The sequence below is a fragment of the Brevibacillus sp. YAE8 genome (assembly GCF_057543335.1).
On the sequence record NZ_BAAIYG010000030.1, the window covers coordinates 12611 to 31398 of the forward strand.

The following is an 18788-nucleotide window of genomic DNA, read 5'->3' on the forward strand; positions in this document are numbered from 1 at the left end:
CAAACTGAGGTGAAACAATGATTGCAAATTTCAACTTCCTCCAGGGACAACCCGAATACAATCTATTTGCTCTGGCATGCATCGAAGCAGAGCGCGTTCTGGCCACATCACCAGCCATGTCGGCGGTGGGCAGCCGCAAAGCGCTGGAACTGGCGGTGAAGTGGGTTTATTCTGCTGACAACACTATCTCCATGCCCTACAAGGACAATTTGCAGTCATTGATTCACGAACCTTCCTTCCGCTTTGCGATGGAGAACCAGACGTGGGGCAAACTCCCTTACATCGTCAAGCTGGGCAATCTGGCGGTGCATACCGAAAAGGCAATCAGCCGCAGCGATGCCGTCCTTTCGCTTGCCGGGCTTTTTGAATTTATCCAATGGCTCGACTATTGCTATGGCTCCAACTATGAAGAACGCCACTTTGACGAGAGTAAAATCCCTACTGAAAAGGTCGTTCTCGATGAAGCGCAGATACGGGAAAAAGACAGCCTGATCGAGCAAAAGGACGCAGAGATTGAGGCTTTACGTGCTCAGATCGCAGCGATGAGTGACCGTCTGACTGCTGATAAAGAGAAGCACAAGGAAGAGCGTCAGTTCACACCGGAGGACATTTCCGAGTATATGACGCGCAAAAAATATATTGATGTAGACCTCAAACTTCTGGGCTGGACATTTGGAGACGATGTGAGGGAAGAAGTCGAACTAGTTGGTATGCCCAATCCGGAGGAAAAAGGCTACGCGGATTATGTCCTCTATGGGAAAGACGGACTTCCTCTGGCCATCATCGAAGCGAAGCGAACCTCCAAAGACCCGAAGATCGGTACACAGCAGGCCAAGCTGTACGCTGACTGCCTAGAACGGATGACAGGCAGACGTCCCATGATGTTCACGACCAATGGATTTGAAACGTATCTATGGGATGACGTCACTTCCCCACAGCGAAAAGTAAGCGGGGTTTTCTCAAAAGCGGATTTGGAAAAGCTGATGAACCGCCGAAAAGAACGCAAACCACTGGCTGATGTCCCGATTGACGACAAAATTACCGACCGTTATTACCAGAAAGAAGCGATTCGTGCGGTCAGTGAAACGATAGAAACAGGTCACCGGAAGGCATTGCTCATCATGGCTACCGGTACAGGAAAAACGAGAACGGCTTCCAGTCTGACCGATGTGCTCTCTCGGGGCGGACATGTGACCAATACACTGTTTTTGGCAGACCGTACAGCGTTGGTCAAGCAGGCGAAGGATGACTTTAAAAACTACCTGCCGGATATGTCGCTCTGCAATCTCCTTTCCAACAAGGATGATAAAACGGCAAGGATTGTTTTTTCTACCTATCCTACGATGCTAAACGCCATCGACTCCGTGAAAAGCGATGACGGGAAGCGTCTATTTAGTCCTGCCCATTTTGACTTGATTATCATCGATGAGGCGCATAGAAGTATTTTTAAGAAATACCGCACGATTTTTGAATATTTTGATGCGATCATGGTCGGTCTGACAGCTACGCCAAAGACCGAGGTTGATCGCAATACATACGAATTCTTCGAGATGGAAAGCGGCGTACCTACGTATGCTTACGACTATGAAACCGCCGTTGAAAAAGATCACGTGCTGGTTCCCTACTATAACATTGAAATAGAGACGAAAATTTTAGGACAGGGCATTGTTTACGATGATCTGTCAGAAGAAGACAAGGCACGTTATGAAGAAGATTTTGTTGACGAAGATGGCACGATGCCAGATTTCATTCCCTCCCCTGCTGTAAATGAGTACATCTTTAACCAGGCAACGGTAGATATGGTGTTGGAGGATCTGATGACCAAGGGGATCAAAGTTGCCGGTGGTGACAGACTGGGGAAAACGATCATCTTTGCGCAAAATAAAAGGCATGCAGAATATATCGTTGAGCGTTTTAACAAACTGTATCCGCAGTACCGCGGAACTTTCGCCAAGCGTGTCGTCTCCGAGGACAACTATGTCCAGACGATTATTGACGACTTCAAGGTGACTGATAAAGAGCCGCATATCGCGGTGTCGGTCGATATGATGGATACAGGAATTGATGTGCCGGACATTGTAAATCTGGTATTCTTCAAACGCGTTCGCTCCAAAGCGAAGTTCTGGCAGATGATCGGACGCGGGACAAGGCTCCGCAAGAACCTGTTTGGAGATGGTCAGGATAAAACGCACTTTCTCATCTTTGACTATCTAGGAAACTTCGAGTTTTTCCGTGCAAACAAGGAAGGGCTGATGGGAAATGAAGTACAGAGCCTGTCAGAAGCCATTTTTTCCAAGCGGGTTCGCTTGATCCATCACTTGCAGCATGCTACCTTTGTGGATGATTCGTATCAGGACATTCGGAACGATTTGATTCGAACCGTACATCATCAAATCAATGCGTTGAATACAGAGCTGACAGCGGTGAAAATGCAGTTGCAACATATTGAAAAGTATAAGCATCGGGATGCATTTGTTTGTCTTTCCGATACCGATAAACACAACCTGATCACGTACCTGGCTCCCCTTGTCTATATGGATGATCCCGATGAATATTCCAAACGCTTCGATAATTTCATGTACGGGATCATGATCGCTCAGATCGAGGGAATGCCGCAATTCAAAAAAGGGAAAAAGCAGCTGATTCATGTTTCCTCTGATCTTTCCAAGCGAGCGACGATTCCACAGATTAAAGAGAAGCTGGAGTTAATCAACATGATTGGAACGGACGAGTTTTGGCAGAATCCAGATATCCCTGTTTTTGAGAAGGTACGCATGGAATTGCGGGGATTGATGAAATTTATTGTCGATGAGGTAGGAAAGAGCCCGGTTTACACGAACCTTTCCGATGTGGTATTGGCTGTCAAAGAGGGAGAGGTACTATATCAAGCCTATGATTTTGAGGATTACAAGCTGAAGGTCAACCGGTATATCGAGAACAACCGTGATCATCTGGCTATTCATAAGCTACGTCATAATATTCCGTTGACTGCTTCTGATTATGAAAGCCTGGAGCGTATTTTCACAGGGGAATTGGGGACCAAGGAAGATTATAAGCGGGAATTTAAAGATACGCCATTTGGTTTGCTTGTACGCAAAATTGCCAAGATGGACCATGATGCTGCCATGGCTGCGTTCTCCGCGTTTATTAATGACCAGTCGCTGACTCAGGCGCAGATTGTTTTTGTGAAAAAGGTGGTAGATTATATCGTTCAGAATGGGTACATCGAAAATGTAGCTGAACTGATGAAGCCGCCATTTGATAAGCCGCAGAGTTTTATTAAGTTGTTTGATGGGGTCAGGCAAAAGCAGTTTGTGGAATTGATTTCGCAGATTAAGGAGAATGCGGTTAAAATTGTAGGCTAGATACTCACTTGAATTAATTATATGGCTTTACTGTTATTGATTTTGTTCATAAGTTTTGACTTTCTTTCTTTTTAGCTTATAGATGCAGAACAAAAACTAGCTATGGAGTTGCTACATTGAATGATTATCAATAAAATGTCCAGCTACTATACGCAGTAGTCGTTTCTGCTTGGTATAGAGATATGTGAAGTTTCGGATCGTGTTAGATTTAAAGTAAGTTTATTGAATCATGGATTCATCAAACGAAAATTAATATAGTCGAATAATTTGAATAAATGTTGTCGGAAAATTGGGGTGTTTGCATCTTGGTTAAATATATAGAAATAGAGGAAATTGATGTAACCCATGAATTTGTAAAAAAGCACATTACTTTTGTTCTTGGAGATACAAAAGTTTATGAAGAGTTCTACAATGATTTCCAACAGTACTTTTTTAGAAGTGTATTAACCGAAAAGCCTTATGAATCCTTAATGTTATTTCTAAATGGTCATACTATAAAAAATAAGCAATATATAATTAACAATTTGAATAGAATATTTAAAAATGACCAACACTTTAAGGGGATAGTTGGTGAGCACCTATTCTCCTTTTATTTCCATAAAAAAGTTCGGGATTTCTTATGGTCACATGGACCGAAAGGTCGATCCTCAGCGGAACCAGGTATTGATTATATAACTTTTACAGGTGATCCAAGTAAAAAGAATTCGATTAATGTCACCATTTGGGAAACCAAAACTACTGAGAACTCTGTTTCAACACGAGCTAGCCAAATTTATGATTTTTTTAGTGAAAACGGCAGTTTTGAGGAAAATATTGATAGTGAGATAAAAGCTATTCAAGAATTATTCCAGTACCGACCTGATGATAATCTGAAGGAAAAGGTATCCGATCTTTACGAAACCATAATAAATAGAGAGTTTTGTATTGGAGCTACAGGTATTTCTTCGAATTTCACTTCAACAAATGATACATTTAAGCAGTTTGGGGAATGTTTTAAAAGTGAACTTACTAAGGATCAGCGACTAGTCAAGCTTGTATTTATCGATTTATTAACCAAGATATTAGACGATTTGAGGGATAGGGTATGGAACAGGTTACAAACCCCCTGAACATTAATGATCTACTCTTGCGTTTGAAGAGTTCTAATATTGCTCGAGACTTTAAGAATATATTAGAAGCACTTACAGTACATTGTATAGATCTAGACTTAAATCTAATAGATGTAGGTGAAGATAAACTAGAGAGAAATATTAAGGCAATAAGATCATTGGAAAAGGTAATAATATATCTCTTCTCTGAATACAATAGCATTTTAAAACAGTATGACGGGACCCTAACCAAAAAAGCTATGCAACTGTGTGCGTTAGCAAGTGAAAAAATTGGTGATTATTTAAATCATGTAAACGAAGAAAAATTAGAGACTCTCTCTCAAGACCAAGTACTAAATAAGCAACTAAAAATGTATTGGAGGGCAACAATAGCATATACTCTTTGCGATAATCCTCCGAATTCTTTTGTTGTGGTAGAGAAATTTGAGAAAGTGTTGAGTAAACTCGAATCTAAGGAAATAATAAGCAATGAAATGCGAAACATTTATAAATTCTCTTATTTCCTTCTTAGAAGATATTTCATTAATAATATTGAAAAGCACATAGATGACGAAGAATTAATTGGAATATTTATTGAGCTAAGGGCTTTTGTACTTACTGGAGATCGTACCTCTGCCGAAAACGCTGTTCAATTATTAGACAGGCTTATAAAGAATACATTGTCTACATATAGAACAAATGAGTTTTGGCATTTGAAATATTTAGCGAGTTGTATCGAAAGGATAATAAGCAACAGTATTTGGAATAACCTAACGGATATTTTTTCAGGTACATACTTGCAACAATTAATAAAGTCAAAGCCTCCTGTATTGGAACTTTGGCCAAACCAAGTTGAAGTAGTAAATAATCCAGAAGGTTATCTAAGAAATCAAGAAATAAAACGTACTATGATAAATTTCCCGACCAGTGGGGGCAAGAGTCTTTTAGCTGAGTTTGCGATTGTCAGAGAACTTGAAAGAGATATTACTAAAAAATGCTTTTATATTGTTCCAACAAATGCACTTGTATATGAAGTTACCAAACGATTGAGGGACAGATTTAGGAGATTGGGATATAAAGTATCTAGCTCAATTAGTGGATACGAGCCGGATTTCGTTTATGGAAATTTTTCTGAAGATAATGTTGTAGTTACAACCCCTGAAAAACTTGAAATGATTATTCGTAACAATCTTTCGAATGATTTACTAAGTAACATTTCATTGATAATTTTTGATGAATTCCACAAAATCCAAGACAGAGAACGTGGATGGGTTATTGAAGGCAGCATATCTTACCTTATAAACCATGAAATATTCTCTCGTATTAAGATTATAATGCTTTCTGCTATCATTGATAATGTTCCAACGGTAATGGAATGGGTGGATGAAACAAAACAATGCTCAAGCCATTTACCAAATAATTGGAAACCGACAATAAAATTAAAGGGAGTAGTTTCTTGGGAAATAGAAAAGGATAAATACGGCAAATGGCTTCAGCTTTCACCGAAGGATGGTCTTTATAGAAAGGGTTACAAAAATTTTAGAGCAAGCGCACGAATAAAATACCGTATGAATGATACTGAAAGACAATTAGTTTTATTTAGGGCTGCAAGATACCTTAACAAACGGGACAATAAAGTTGCTGCAGAGGTAAACATCAAAAAAGAAAACTTCATAATGGGTGTAGCACAAAAGCTAAAAAACATTGGAGGAAGTCTAATTTTTTTCCATTCCAAAGATGAATGTGAAGAGTTCGTAAGAAATTACACACCCATGTTTCCAGAACGATTGGAAATCAATGATGAAATTAAGCACCTCATACTGTATATTGAGAAACGTTTGGGATCAAATCATTTGCTTACAATTGGCTTAAATAAAGGTTTAGTATATCATCATGGTAGTTTACCGATAGACATTCGTGAAGCCCTTGAGGATTATTATTTAAAAGGTCATATAAAAATAATGGTCTGCACTACTACTCTTGTTGAGGGGGTAAATTTTCCAATACAAAACTTCATACACTCTGGTAGGAGTTACCAGGGACAACGCACTTTAAGTCCAGGTGATTTTAAAAATATTGTGGGAAGGGCAGGAAGAGCTTATCAAAGTACATTCGGTCAAATTATCTATATTAACTATTTTAATAATGTAATTGATGAGCATTTAAATTACGAACAACATCCAAATATAGTTTATAGTTCACTTGTGGGTGATGATAAGTTTTTTGATGCATTAACTGAAGTCGAAAATACTGAACAAGAACTGCAGTTATCCTTATTGTTAGGACTTACCTCATATCCCTTTGTTAAGTCTTTACTTCTTTTTTATAACACACTGTCCCCTAGATCTGAAAATATTGACGGATTACTAAATAAAACTCTTTTTTCCTTGCAAGCTGATAGTGAAAAAATAGGAAAAGTAAAGCGAATCTCCCGAAAAATGTATTCATATTATGACACGCAGAGCAGAGAAGACCTTGTTAAAATTCAGGAAAGTGGGTTGTCATTCGTTTCCTATAGAATTTTACAAAAACTTTCATTACAGGTCATTGAGAAATATAATTCTTTGGGAGGGATAGTAAGTTCAATCAGCGATATAATTAGTTCGGAAATGTACGTTCAGATTTTGGGATTAAAGGAAAGTGAAAAATTTGTAGTAAGAAAGAGCTCGTCTCGTTCAGATGAAGTAGAAATAAATGATTATCAGTTATTTGTAGATTGGATAGAAAGTAATAAGACGTTCAAGCAATTATCCGAAGAGTATTTTAGGAGTGTCGAAGAACAATATAGAATGACCCGAATTGTAGAATACTCTAGGGAAATGTTTGAGTTTAAATTACCTTGGGTTTTTGGCACTCTATGTTCGATGGTAATCGACGCTGTAGGAAACATTGACTATTTTATGTATCTTCCGCTTTTCATTAAGTACGGGGTAAACCATAGTGTGGATGTAAATCTTTTTAAGCTGGGATTAAACTCACGCGAAACTGTAAAAGATTTATCTTCATTTATTCAAAATAATACTGTGCATAGAACGGTTGATGAACTAAGGAATTATCTAAAGGAAGTTGACCCATTAACATTTCTTAATGACGACAAAAGAATTACTCCTTTTGAAGTTAGAAAACTAGTTGCTCTTTCTAATAATTATAAAGAAGTGACTGATGTTTTTAATGAATATGGTATTTGTCATTTGTATGTCGCAGGAACAAGGTATTATTTTTGTCAACTTCCCGAGAGAGATATGATTCTCTCGAAATTAAATGTAGGTAGCGAGTTAACAATAATAAGAGAACATAAAAACTTTTTTGATGAGAATGCCGTTGAGGTTTATTTTGGGAATCATAAACTCGGGTATATCCCACGTCAGTATAATGAAGAAGTTTCATATTACCTTGATCTTAATTCAAGATACAAGTTACAAGTAGAGTCAGTGAAGGTAGTCGACGTGAATCGTTATATTGAACTGAAGATTCAATTGACGTTTGACCTTTGAGGTAGCTGGAATTTTTTAAACTATTAATTTGTAATGGAAAGTAGTCTAAAACTTTATTATTCAGTTTTAGACTCTTTTTTTGTCTCTTAACCACTTCAGTCTAAAACATATTGATTAGAGGAAATTAATTTTGGCTGTTGGTAAGTCCGCCAAATCAACAACCTCAGTCTACAACTTTATTATCCTTAGACAGTTGTTCTGAGAAAATAAAAGTATTAGACTGGTGATTTGGGTTATAATGACTATAAAGGAAACTTCGCAAGTCAATTAGACGGAACATCATGAATAACAATCTGACTCTATATGGGGTTGCCTTCGGGTAGCCTCGTTTTATTTTGTTCGGGGGTGGCATATTGGCGAAAAGAAAACGAGAGATTACAAGTGCCAAGATTGAGAGATTCATTAAAGAAGGCAGAGGCCAAGGCACGGGTGTGAATGCTAATCAAAAAGTTGACCATTTTTGGAGCAAACGCTCATCTTCGAGTTGACCACCTACGATGCTTTTTTTCACACAAAGTAGCATTTTATTTCCTGCACCAAGGATCGTCAAGGATAAAGGGTAAACCCCTTGCTACGCAAGCCCTTGACGATCCTTGGCTCAGTAAAAACATTTGCAATTAGGTGTGAAAATGATGACGTGTGCTCAAACTGTCAGGTGGGTAACTTTATGATGAGCAAAGTGGTCAACATTTTGGTGAGCGTTCACACAGGGGCAAGGACTATCTTCCTTAGGCTTCGCACGGCCATGTGCTTTAGATAAGCTCATCAATGTCCTATCCATATTACGCAAATACCTTTAATAGCAATCCATAGCAAATTGTCCCTAGTAGTTTTACATGAGATAGATTTAACGACGTTACCATACATTTCAAATAAAAATGTTGACAAAGTAGATGAGCGATGATAAATTTGCTTGAAAATACAGAATTTTCATGGAGGGATCAGAATGCAAAAAACCCAAAGCCAGCCTTGGATCAACGCGGGTACGCTGACGTCGATTCAAGAGAAGGGCCATAAGGTAATCCATGGTGGGATCGCCGTGTTTTATCATGAGGAACAGGTATATGCGGTAGACAATCGCTGTCCGCACATGGGATTTCCCCTGCATATGGGGAGCTTGTGCGACGGGATACTCACCTGTCATTGGCATCATGCGCGCTTTGATGTCTGCAGCGGCGGAACGTTGGATCCGTGGGCGGACGATGTCCCATCCTATGAAGTGAAAATGGAAAATGGAGTCGTTTGGGTGAATCCGCATCCAAAACAGGCAAACAGCATAGAAAAATACAAACTTCGGTTGCAAGAAGGGCTGGAGCAAAATCTCGGACTCGTGATTGCCAAAGCTGTCGTCGGATTGGTGGAAGCCGGCGTTTCAGCCGGGGAAATCATGCAGGTCGGCATCAAATTCGGCACCGCGCATGGAAGAGGGTGGGATTCGGGGCTCACCATCCTTACCGCGATGGCCAATGTGCTGCCGAAGCTAGATAAAGCAGGAACGATCCTCGCTCTTTATCAAGGGCTGCTTCACGTGGCTCGCAACAGATCCGGTGCAGCAGCGCGGCATCTGCTAAAGCCGCTGCCGGGGGCCGAAGTGCCGTTGGAACGGCTGACGGAATGGTACCGCAACTGTATCGAGGTCCGCGACACACAAGGGGCGGAAAGAGTGTTGCTCACGGCGATTCGGCAGGGAGCTTCCCTGGAGCAGCTTTCGGAGATGATGTTGCTGGCGGTGACGGACCACTTTTATTTGGACGGCGGCCATACGTTCGATTTCCACAATAAAGCTTTTGAAGCGATTGGCCTTATCGGCGAAGAGCACACCGAGCAGACGCTGACCTCGCTTGTTCGGCTCCTCGCCAATCCGACCCGGAGCGAGGAACTTCATCAATGGCAGTCACCAGTAAATCTAGTCGTTCCACTGAAGGAAGCTTTCGCCCAGTTGGATAGCCTTCCTCTGGCAGAGTCCTGTGCAGACATTTCCGCAGCAGACGAGAAGAAAATTGTGGTACAGCTTTTAAGCGACGAGCCTCTTAAAACGGTGAACCTTGTGACGGAGCTTTTGAAATCAGGTGCACATCCGGCTCAACTGGCCCAACTGGTTGCTTTGGCTGCGGCGGAGCGGATCGTTCGTTTCCATACCCAGAACGATTTCGGGGATTGGCTCTCCGTTTTGCATACCTTTACCTATGCCCACGCCGTGCATGAGCGTCTGCGTCGCTCGACCCATCCGCTGCTCATCCGCGCGATCTACCACGGGGTAATCAGAATTTATTTGGATCGTTTTTTGAATATCCCTGCGGCCCAACGCCCGGATGGCTCGGCTGTACCAGCCGTCGACACTTCTCGCCCAGAGCGGCTGCTGGAAATTTTGGATCAACGCCAGCAGGTGAAAGAAGCGGCGCAGTGGACAGCCGGCTACCTACACGCCGGCGGCGACCCTGACGCCCTGCTTAATACGTTGGGCCATGCGCTTTTACGCGAAGACGCCGAATTTCATTCGTTTCAAATGTACGAAGCGGCGGTAGCCGAGTATGATCGCTGGGCAATGCGTAGCGACGCTTTTGCCACTCATGCTGGCGAAACGATGCTTCTGGCGGCAACCCGCTATTTGGCGGCCCACGCGCCTACCCCTCGCGAACAGCCGCATATCGCCCGAATAGCCACTCGGCTGCACCGGGGCGAACGGCTGTTTGAAGAGGCGTAATCTTGAAGCAAAACTCTGAGTGAAGAGATGACTTCCTGGTCATCTCTTTTGCTGTCAAGGAAAGGAGCGCGGCCATTTACATGATGGAGAATAAGCGAAAACATGGGTCAGAGTGAAATTTTTTCGAACCCCCAAAAATAAAAGGAACCCGCCCTCCCAAGTAGAACAGTAATAAAACACCCTCATCCCCACAACCACAAAACCGCAGGAGGTAACGATGAACGAGAAGGATTGCTTAATGTTAACGTACATATACGAAGCACAGAACCTGACGAGGGCAGCAGAACTTCTCCATATCACACCACCAGCGTTGACCTATCGGCTGCAGCAGCTTGAGAAGGAGTTTGGGGTTCACATTATTTCGAAAAACGGGCGGAGCATAGAGTTTACCCCGGAGGGCAGGTATCTCGTTCAGTTTGCCAAAAAAACGTTGGCGGAGCTGAGAAAAGCGAGGGACTATGTGCTGAACATGGGCAGCGAGCCGCAGGGGACGTTGCGGTTGGGCGTTTCGCGCGTCATTGCTCATTACAAGCTTCCGCCGATCTTGAAAGAGTTCCTCAAGCTGTATCCCAAGGTCGAGATCAACGTCAACACGGGGATCAGCGACGAGATTTACGATTTGCTGCGAAATGAGGACATTCATGTCGGCATCGTGAGAGGGAACTATACTTGGTCGGAAAAGAAGTACCTGGTAAAAGAAGAGAACGTCTATTTGATCTCCAAAGAGAACATTCAGCTTGCGGATTTGCCGAAAATTCCGCGGATCAACTATAAAAACAACATCGACTTTAACGACGATATCAATAAATGGTGGTACGAACGATTCGCGGAACCGCCACTGATTTCGATGCAGGTCGATTCTTTTGAAATTTGCAGAGAGATGGTCAAAAACGAACTGGGCTATGCGATTATTCCAGACTGCTTTCTGCGCGCAGAAGACCAACTGCAAACGAAAGAACTGGTTTACAAAAGCGGGGAGGCGATTACGCTCAAAACGTGGATCATGTATCGGGAATCGGCGACCCAACTGGCAGTCGTCGATAAGTTTATCGAATACATCACTTCGTTTAACATGATGGATTATTCCTAGCGTTTCTTTTGTCAGCAGTGCACTGGGCACTGTTTTTTTATTTGCGATACTTAAAAATTTTTTTCAATTAACAACAAAAATATAAAATTTACTTTAATAATCTGCCGTGCTATTTTGATGGTACAGAATTTTATAAAAATTTGACAAGGAGTTGACCTGGCTTACCGACCCACCCACGTACAAAAAAGAGACTCAGCCGAAACAATGTGTAAGGAGAGAACCAGATGTCAGAGCAGGCGAAGAATACGTACAAGTGTCAATCATCCGCATCATTTCCGTTTTTCCGTTTTCGCGGGACGCATCGGCAGATCGGGCAACAGTTTGGGGAAGCCTGTGCGCGCTTGATCGAAAAGCATCTCGGCTACGCCAGGGAGCGTCTGGATCGCAGGTTTCAGATTTCTGCCCGCCAGCTTGAAGAGGCGGTGCTGCAATATCGGCCGTATGTGCAAAAATACGCTCCCTTCTTCGATGAAGAGGTAATGGGGATTGCCGAAGGGGCGGGTATCGCCGTCGAAGAGGCTTACTTGCTGCAATTGCGGGCGGAGATCAACAGCTATTTCAAAGCGCAAAATGAATGCACGACCTTTGCGGTTTTGGCGGAAGCGACTTCCAACGGCGTACCGTTGATCGGGCAAAACTGCGATCTTCCTGCTTTTTATTCCGAATTGGGGGTGGTCGTCGAAATCGTTCCGGACAAGGGACCAGCCACTCTCATGCTGACCACCGCCGGCCAGGTTTCGTATGTCGGCATTAACAATCGGGGCATGGGCGTTTTTGCAAACTTTTTGACCTGTGATGGATGGCGCGCAGGCTTTCCGCGCTACATGTATTCCCGGCTTGCCCTGACTGCGGCCGCGCTGGTAGAAGCGATTCAACTCGTTCGCCGCATTCATCGGGCGTCCTCGCGAAACCTGATTATGATGGACAAGCACGGCGCTGTTGACTTGGAAAACACGCCGACGCGCGAGGTCATCATTCGCCCGGAAAACGGCTTGCTCGCCCATTCCAACCACTATACGGCAGCAGAGTTAGTGGAAGAGGAACGTTTGCACGGGGTAGAGCTGGTAAATTCACGGATTCGGCTTGAGCGCATGCAGCGTTTGTTGCAGGAGAATCACGGCAAGCTGAATGTCGCGGTCATGCAGGACATTTTACGCGATCGCCATACGTATCCGCATTGTCTGTGCCAGGTTCCAGGCGACGAGGCAGTCCAATCTCCCGGAGACAACGGGGCAGACATCATCACGTTTGCTTCGGTCATTGCGGAACCGACAGAAGGGAACTTGTGGGTCGCCATCGGGCCGCCCAATCAGTACGAATACAAGCGTTACTCGTTTTCTGAATAGGGAATGAAGTTGGCGCTATCAAAAGGGGGATCATTGAAGATGAAAAGTCCGAGTCTGGCAAAAAAGCTCTGCCTGCTTTTGCTCGCTTTTTCCTTGGCGGGCTGTGGAGCGCAAACGGCGCAAAACGAAGGAGCGAAGACCGAAACAAAGACAGAAGCAAAGCCTGCGGCAGATGCCAAGGCGGGGGGCGAGTTGAAGGTGGCTTACCAGGCACAGCCCCAGACGCTTGACCCGCATGTGACGACATCCCAGGCGTCGGCAACCATTGGCAGAAATGTCTTTGAAACATTGGTCACGGTAGATTCGCGCTATCAGATCAAGCCGATGCTCGCTGATTCCTGGGAGCAGAGCGAGGATGGGAAGACGATTACGTTTCGGCTGCGAAAAGGGGTTCGTTTTCACAATGGAAAAGAGCTGACGGCAGACGATGTCGTCGCTTCGATGAACCGCTGGATCACGACGGCCAGTGCGGGTAAGGATCATTTCAAAGACGCCCGGTTTGAAGCAAAGGACGCCCATACTGCTGTGCTGCATTTGCAGCAGCCGACTGCGACTGCCATGCCTGTGCTTGCTTATTTGGGCGGGAACTACCCGGCCATTATGCCGAAGGAGATCATTGAGACAGCCGATCCGAAGGGCGTAAAAGATTACGTAGGAACAGGGCCATTCCAGTTCAAGGAGTGGAAGCAGGATCAGTATATTCATCTGGCCAAGTACCCGGATTATGCGCCGCGGGAGGAAGCGGCTGACGGTCTGGCAGGAAAACGGGAAGCTTTGGTGGACGATTTGTACTTCCAGTTTACCCCGGACGCCTCTACACAGGTGGCGGGCTTACTGTCGGGGGAATACGACGTGGCGGCTGACGTCTCCTATGATAATGTCGAGCGGCTGGAGACGGATTCCAACATCAAGATCGAGGTTGCCCCAACGGGAATGCTGACGCTTTACTTCAACAAAAAGAAAGGCTTGTTTACAAATGCAAAGGCGCGGCAAGCGATCGGTGCGGGGATAGATGCGGAGTCGATCCTGATCGGTGCCTATACGAATGAAAAGTACTACAAACTGAACCATAGCATGATGATGTACTATCAGTTGGGACAATGGTCGAGCGATGCCGGAAAAGAGCTTTACAACCAGAACAATCCAGAGAAGGCCAAGCAAATGCTGGCCGAAGCGGGGTATAAAGGGGACGAAATCAAAATCGTCACCAGCCGCGATTACGAAGATATGTACAACGGAGCGGTCGCCTTCCAGCAGCAGCTAGAAAAAATGGGCGTGAAAACGAAGCTAGAAGTGTACGATTGGCCGACCTTCACCGAGCTGCGAAACGATGAAAACAAATTCGACATCTTGGTCATTACCAATACGCCGAAGCCGGAGCCAAGCTCACTCGCCTTTATGCGCAAAGATTTTCCGGGCTGGACGGACAGCCCTGAGCTTGACAAGCTGCTGGCAAGTTTTCGGGGAGCAGCAAATCTGGAACAAGCAAAAGCCGTCTACGATGAACTGCAAAAATGGTTCTACGAATATGTGCCGGTCGTGAAAATAGGGGATGGCAACAGCGTTTCCGCAACCCAGATTTCTGTGAAAAACATGACATGGCTGGACGGACTGATCTTTTGGAACGTATCCAACCAGAAATAAAGCGGCTTCCACCCATTTGCTGTTGAAATGGGTGGATCGTTTTTGGAAGGTTCTGATAAAAGGAGGGTGAACGTTGAACATTTATTTGGCAAAAAGGCTATTCGCCCTTATTCCTGTGCTTTTTGTCGTCTCGCTCGTCATTTTTCTGATAATCCACATCACGCCTGGCGATCCGGCTACGGTCATGCTCGGAGAATCGGCCACCGCCCAAGACATTGAGGCATTGCGCGAGCAGCTTGGCCTGAACTTGCCGTTGTACCAGCAATACACGGAGTGGCTGATGAAAGTGTTCCGCGGCGATTTGGGAGAGTCGTATTTTATGAAGGAAACCGTCTTGCAGTCGATTTTGAGCCATTTGTCGCCGACGATTTCCTTGGCGATTCTCGCCCAGATTGTGGCGCTCGCCATTGCGATTCCGATCGGGATCAAGGCGGCGATTCGGCGCGGGACGGCGACTGACCAGACGATCATGGGCTTTTCGCTGTTGGGTATGGCTGTACCGAGTTTTTTGTTGGCTCTCTTTCTGATTTTGCTCGTCGGCGTGAAGCTGCAATGGTTGCCTGTGGCTGGCTACAAGCCGCTTGAGATGGGCTTGTGGACACATCTGAAATATTTGATTCTCCCTTCCCTATCGCTAGGAGCGATACAGGCTGCTTTAATCACCAGGATGACGCGTTCTTCCATGCTCGAAGTGTTAAACACGAATTATATCAAAACAGCGCGGGCGAAAGGGGTAAAAGAGCGGGGCGTTATTTACAAGCATGCTTTGCGCATCGCTTTTCTGCCGATTTTGACGGTCATTGGACAAACATTCGGGGGATTGATTACGGGAGCGGTCGTGACTGAATCCATTTTCAATATTCCCGGCATCGGGCAACTGATTATTAACTCTGTGGAACGGCGGGATTACGCGGTCATTCAGGGCGTGGTGCTGTTTGTGACGACGGCTTATGTCGTTATCAACCTGATCGTGGACGTGCTGTACGGAATGATTGATCCAAGGGTGAGACTTGAGAGGAAGTAGAAAGGAGATAGCGGATGGGTGCGCTTGAAATCAACGCTGACAAGGTCGAACTTTCCCAGATTAAACAAACGCTGAAAAAGGAGCAGCGGCGACTGTTTTACCGACGTTTCCTCGCAAACAAAATGATGCTGACCGGAAGCCTCATCGTCATCCTGATGTCGGCCCTTGCGATTTTCGGGCCTTATTTGGTGTCGCATGACCCGTATGAAATGGAGCCGGCCAATCGGTTGCAGCCGCCAGGACCCGAGCATGTATTGGGGACGGATAACTTTGGGCGCGATCTGTTGACCCGGCTGATTTACGGGGCGCAAGTTTCCATCGGGGTTGGATTTTCAGTGACCATCGTATCTTCCGTCATTGGAATGGTGATCGGATTGTATGCCAGCTATTATCGCGTGCTCGATCAAATTTTGATGCGGATTTGCGACGGGTTAATGGCGATTCCGGGGATATTGCTTGCAATCGCGCTCGTCGCTGCGTTGGGTCCGCGGAAGGAAAACGTGATTATCGCGCTCGGGATCGTCTTTATCCCGTATGTCGCGAGAATTGTTCGTTCGGCAGCACTCGTTGTTCGCGAAGAAACCTATATTGAAGCGATGAAGGCACAAGGAGCGAGCGCGACACGCATAATTTGGCTGCACATCGCCCCGAATACGCTGTCGCCGCTTGTGGTTCAGGCAACCTTTGTGTTTGCGGACGCGATTATTACGGAAGCGGCGTTAAGCTTCTTGGGCGCGGGTGTCCCTACGCCAGATCCTAGCTGGGGAAACATTTTGTACGACGGAAAAATGGTCATTTTCAAAGCGTGGTGGATGACGGTGTTTCCGGGGATTCTCATTATTTTAACGGTGATGGGACTGAATTTTTGGGGAGACGGCGTTCGGGATTGGGTAGACCCGCATTCCAATCATCCATTCAAGAGAAGGAAAAAGTGAAAAGGAAAGGGGGATTTCCCGTGCAGCATCAGCCTCTTTTGGAAGTAAAAGATTTGAAGGTGCACTTTTTTACCGAGCGCGGCCGGATTACAGCGGTGGATGGCATTTCCTTTCACGTGGAAAAAGGAGAGATTGTGGGAGTTGTCGGCGAGTCAGGGTGTGGCAAAAGCGTCACGTCGCAGGCGATTCTCCGGCTGTTTGACGAACAGCATACGGCTCAGTACGAGGGGGAAATCCGCTTTAAAGGAAAGGACATGCTTGCGCTTCCGACGTCTGCCATGGAGCATATTCGCGGCAATGAAATTTCGATGATTTTTCAGGACCCGCTCAGCTCGTTGAATCCGGTATATACAATCGGCTATCAGATCGCAGAGGCCATTTTGCTGCATCAGCATGTTTCCAAAAAGGAGGCGTATGCAAAGGCTGTCGATCTGCTGCGGATGACGGGAATCCCGGCTCCGGAAAAAAGGGTGAACGAATACCCGCATCAATTGTCGGGCGGCATGCGGCAAAGGGCGATGATCGCGATGACCTTGGCCTGTCAGCCGAGCCTGCTGATTGCCGATGAACCGACAACCGCTTTGGACGTGACGATTCAAGCCCAAATTCTCGACTTGATTCTCGATTTGAACGCAACGCAGGAGATGGGAGTTATTTTTATTACGCATGACCTGGGGGTAGTCGCTGAATTTTGCGACCGTGTCGTTGTGATGTACCTGGGGCAAATCGTGGAGGAAGCCGACACGGAAACGCTGTTTGCGAACCCGTGCCACCCGTACACAAAAGGACTGATGAAGTCGATTCCGCAACTGGATGGCGATCGTTCGCAAAAGCTGCACGTCATTGAAGGGACGGTGCCTACGTTGCACAACATTCCTGTCGGCTGTCGCTTTGCCCCGCGCTGCCCGTACGCAGATGATGTCTGTCGTGAGCACGCGCCAGAGGTGAAGGCGCATGACGCACGACACAAGGTAAGATGCTGGCACTTTGAGAAAATCGCCATGGAAGAGGAGGACCGTTATGTCTCATACGGGCAGTGAAGCAAAACAACCACTCCTCGATGTACAAGGCTTGCGCAAATATTTTCCGGTCAAAGGGCCGCTTGGGGTCTTGGGCGGGGTGAAAGGGTACGTCAAAGCGGTGAACGACGTCTCTTTCCAGCTTTACGAGGGCGAGACGCTGGGCATTGTCGGGGAATCGGGCTGCGGGAAAAGCACGATGGGCCGAACGATTTTGCGCCTGACCGAGCCGACGGAAGGAAAAGCGCTTTATGACGGCGGAGACATTTTTCAACTTTCGGGAAAAGGGCTTCGGGCGATGCGAAAAGACATGCAGATGGTGTTTCAGGACCCGTTTTCCTCGTTAAATCCGCGCAAGCGCATCGGGCAAACATTGGAGGAGCCGTTGGCGATTCACGCAATCGGTTCCAGGCATGAGCGCACGGAGCGGGTCATGGAGATCATGCATAAAGTTGGCCTGCAACTGGACCACTTTTATCGCTACCCGCATGAATTTTCCGGGGGCCAGCGGCAGCGGATCGGGTTGGCGAGGGCATTGGTGGTGAATCCGAAGATTGTAATCTGCGACGAGCCTGTTTCTGCGCTGGACGTTTCGATCCAGTCGCAAATCATTAATTTGCTGCAGCAGCTTCAGGACGAGTTTCAACTGACCTATCTGTTCATTGCGCACGATATCAGCGTGGTTCGCCATATTTCTGACCGTATCGGCGTGATGTATTTGGGGCATATGGTGGAGCAGGCGCCTACGGAGAGTTTGTTCGCACAACCGTTGCACCCTTATACGCAAGCCTTGTTATCCGCCGTGCCAATCCCTAACCCGCAAAAGCGGAGAGAGCGGGTCATCCTCCGCGGAGAAATCCCCTCTCCGCTCGACCTGCCAGCCGGCTGCGTTTTTCATACCAGGTGTCCATTTGTGCAGGACGTTTGCAAGAGCATGGCTCCAGTCAAGCAAGAAGTGGCTCCCAACCATTTTGTCTCCTGCCATTTATACGGGACAGAGAGGGAATAGCACTGGCACATAACTTGTTGAAAAGGGCGAGCGTCAAAAGAAAAAAGAAGCTGGGAAAACCGCTACAGGT

11 protein-coding genes are annotated in these 18788 nt (G+C 45.7%); all 11 read left to right on the top strand.

Annotation, left to right across the window (positions count from 1 at the left end):
- The first annotated feature begins 17 nt into the window (after nucleotides 1-17).
- The 11 genes from AC27IT_RS23515 to AC27IT_RS23565 all read left to right on the top strand — a co-directional run bounded on the left by AC27IT_RS23515 (nucleotide 18) and on the right by AC27IT_RS23565 (nucleotide 18718).
- On the top strand, nucleotides 18-3365 hold the full coding sequence (locus AC27IT_RS23515) for a DEAD/DEAH box helicase family protein (RefSeq protein ID WP_025845663.1): 3348 nt from the start codon (nucleotides 18-20) through the stop codon (nucleotides 3363-3365).
- 305 nt (nucleotides 3366-3670) lie between these two features.
- A complete protein-coding gene (locus AC27IT_RS23520) occupies nucleotides 3671-4474 on the top strand; it encodes a hypothetical protein (RefSeq protein ID WP_025845666.1) in 804 nt (267 codons plus the stop codon).
- Nucleotides 4450-7947: a DEAD/DEAH box helicase gene (locus AC27IT_RS23525; protein WP_025845668.1), complete on the top strand. Its 3498-nt coding sequence runs from the start codon at nucleotides 4450-4452 to the stop codon at nucleotides 7945-7947. Before AC27IT_RS23520 ends, AC27IT_RS23525 begins: the two co-directional genes overlap by 25 nt.
- A gap of 946 nt (nucleotides 7948-8893) precedes the next feature.
- Nucleotides 8894-10651, top strand: a complete 1758-nt coding sequence (locus AC27IT_RS23530; RefSeq protein WP_025848717.1) for a Rieske (2Fe-2S) protein — start codon at nucleotides 8894-8896, stop codon at nucleotides 10649-10651.
- Nucleotides 10652-10868: 217 nt separating this feature from the next.
- Nucleotides 10869-11741, top strand: coding sequence for a LysR family transcriptional regulator (locus AC27IT_RS23535; protein WP_025848715.1), 873 nt, complete (start codon nucleotides 10869-10871; stop codon nucleotides 11739-11741).
- Between the two features lie 224 nt (nucleotides 11742-11965).
- The gene (locus AC27IT_RS23540; protein ID WP_025848714.1) at nucleotides 11966-13087 is read left to right on the top strand and encodes a C45 family autoproteolytic acyltransferase/hydrolase; all 1122 of its coding nucleotides are present in this window, start codon (nucleotides 11966-11968) and stop codon (nucleotides 13085-13087) included.
- A gap of 39 nt (nucleotides 13088-13126) precedes the next feature.
- A complete protein-coding gene (locus AC27IT_RS23545; RefSeq protein ID WP_025848712.1) occupies nucleotides 13127-14731 on the top strand; it encodes an ABC transporter substrate-binding protein in 1605 nt (534 codons plus the stop codon).
- Between the two features lie 73 nt (nucleotides 14732-14804).
- Nucleotides 14805-15755 (top strand): ABC transporter permease, encoded by a 951-nt coding sequence (locus AC27IT_RS23550; protein WP_005827881.1) that lies wholly within the window; start codon nucleotides 14805-14807, stop codon nucleotides 15753-15755.
- A 14-nt stretch (nucleotides 15756-15769) separates the two neighbouring features.
- Nucleotides 15770-16690: an ABC transporter permease gene (locus tag AC27IT_RS23555; protein ID WP_487092122.1), complete on the top strand. Its 921-nt coding sequence runs from the start codon at nucleotides 15770-15772 to the stop codon at nucleotides 16688-16690.
- 20 nt (nucleotides 16691-16710) lie between these two features.
- Nucleotides 16711-17730 carry an ABC transporter ATP-binding protein gene (locus AC27IT_RS23560; protein ID WP_025848707.1) on the top strand — a complete coding sequence of 340 codons (1020 nt, stop codon included), beginning with the start codon at nucleotides 16711-16713 and terminating at the stop codon, nucleotides 17728-17730.
- Nucleotides 17711-18718 carry an ABC transporter ATP-binding protein gene (locus AC27IT_RS23565; protein ID WP_005827887.1) on the top strand — a complete coding sequence of 336 codons (1008 nt, stop codon included), beginning with the start codon at nucleotides 17711-17713 and terminating at the stop codon, nucleotides 18716-18718. The genes AC27IT_RS23560 and AC27IT_RS23565 overlap by 20 nt, the downstream gene beginning before the upstream one ends.
- Nucleotides 18719-18788 lie beyond the last annotated feature (70 nt).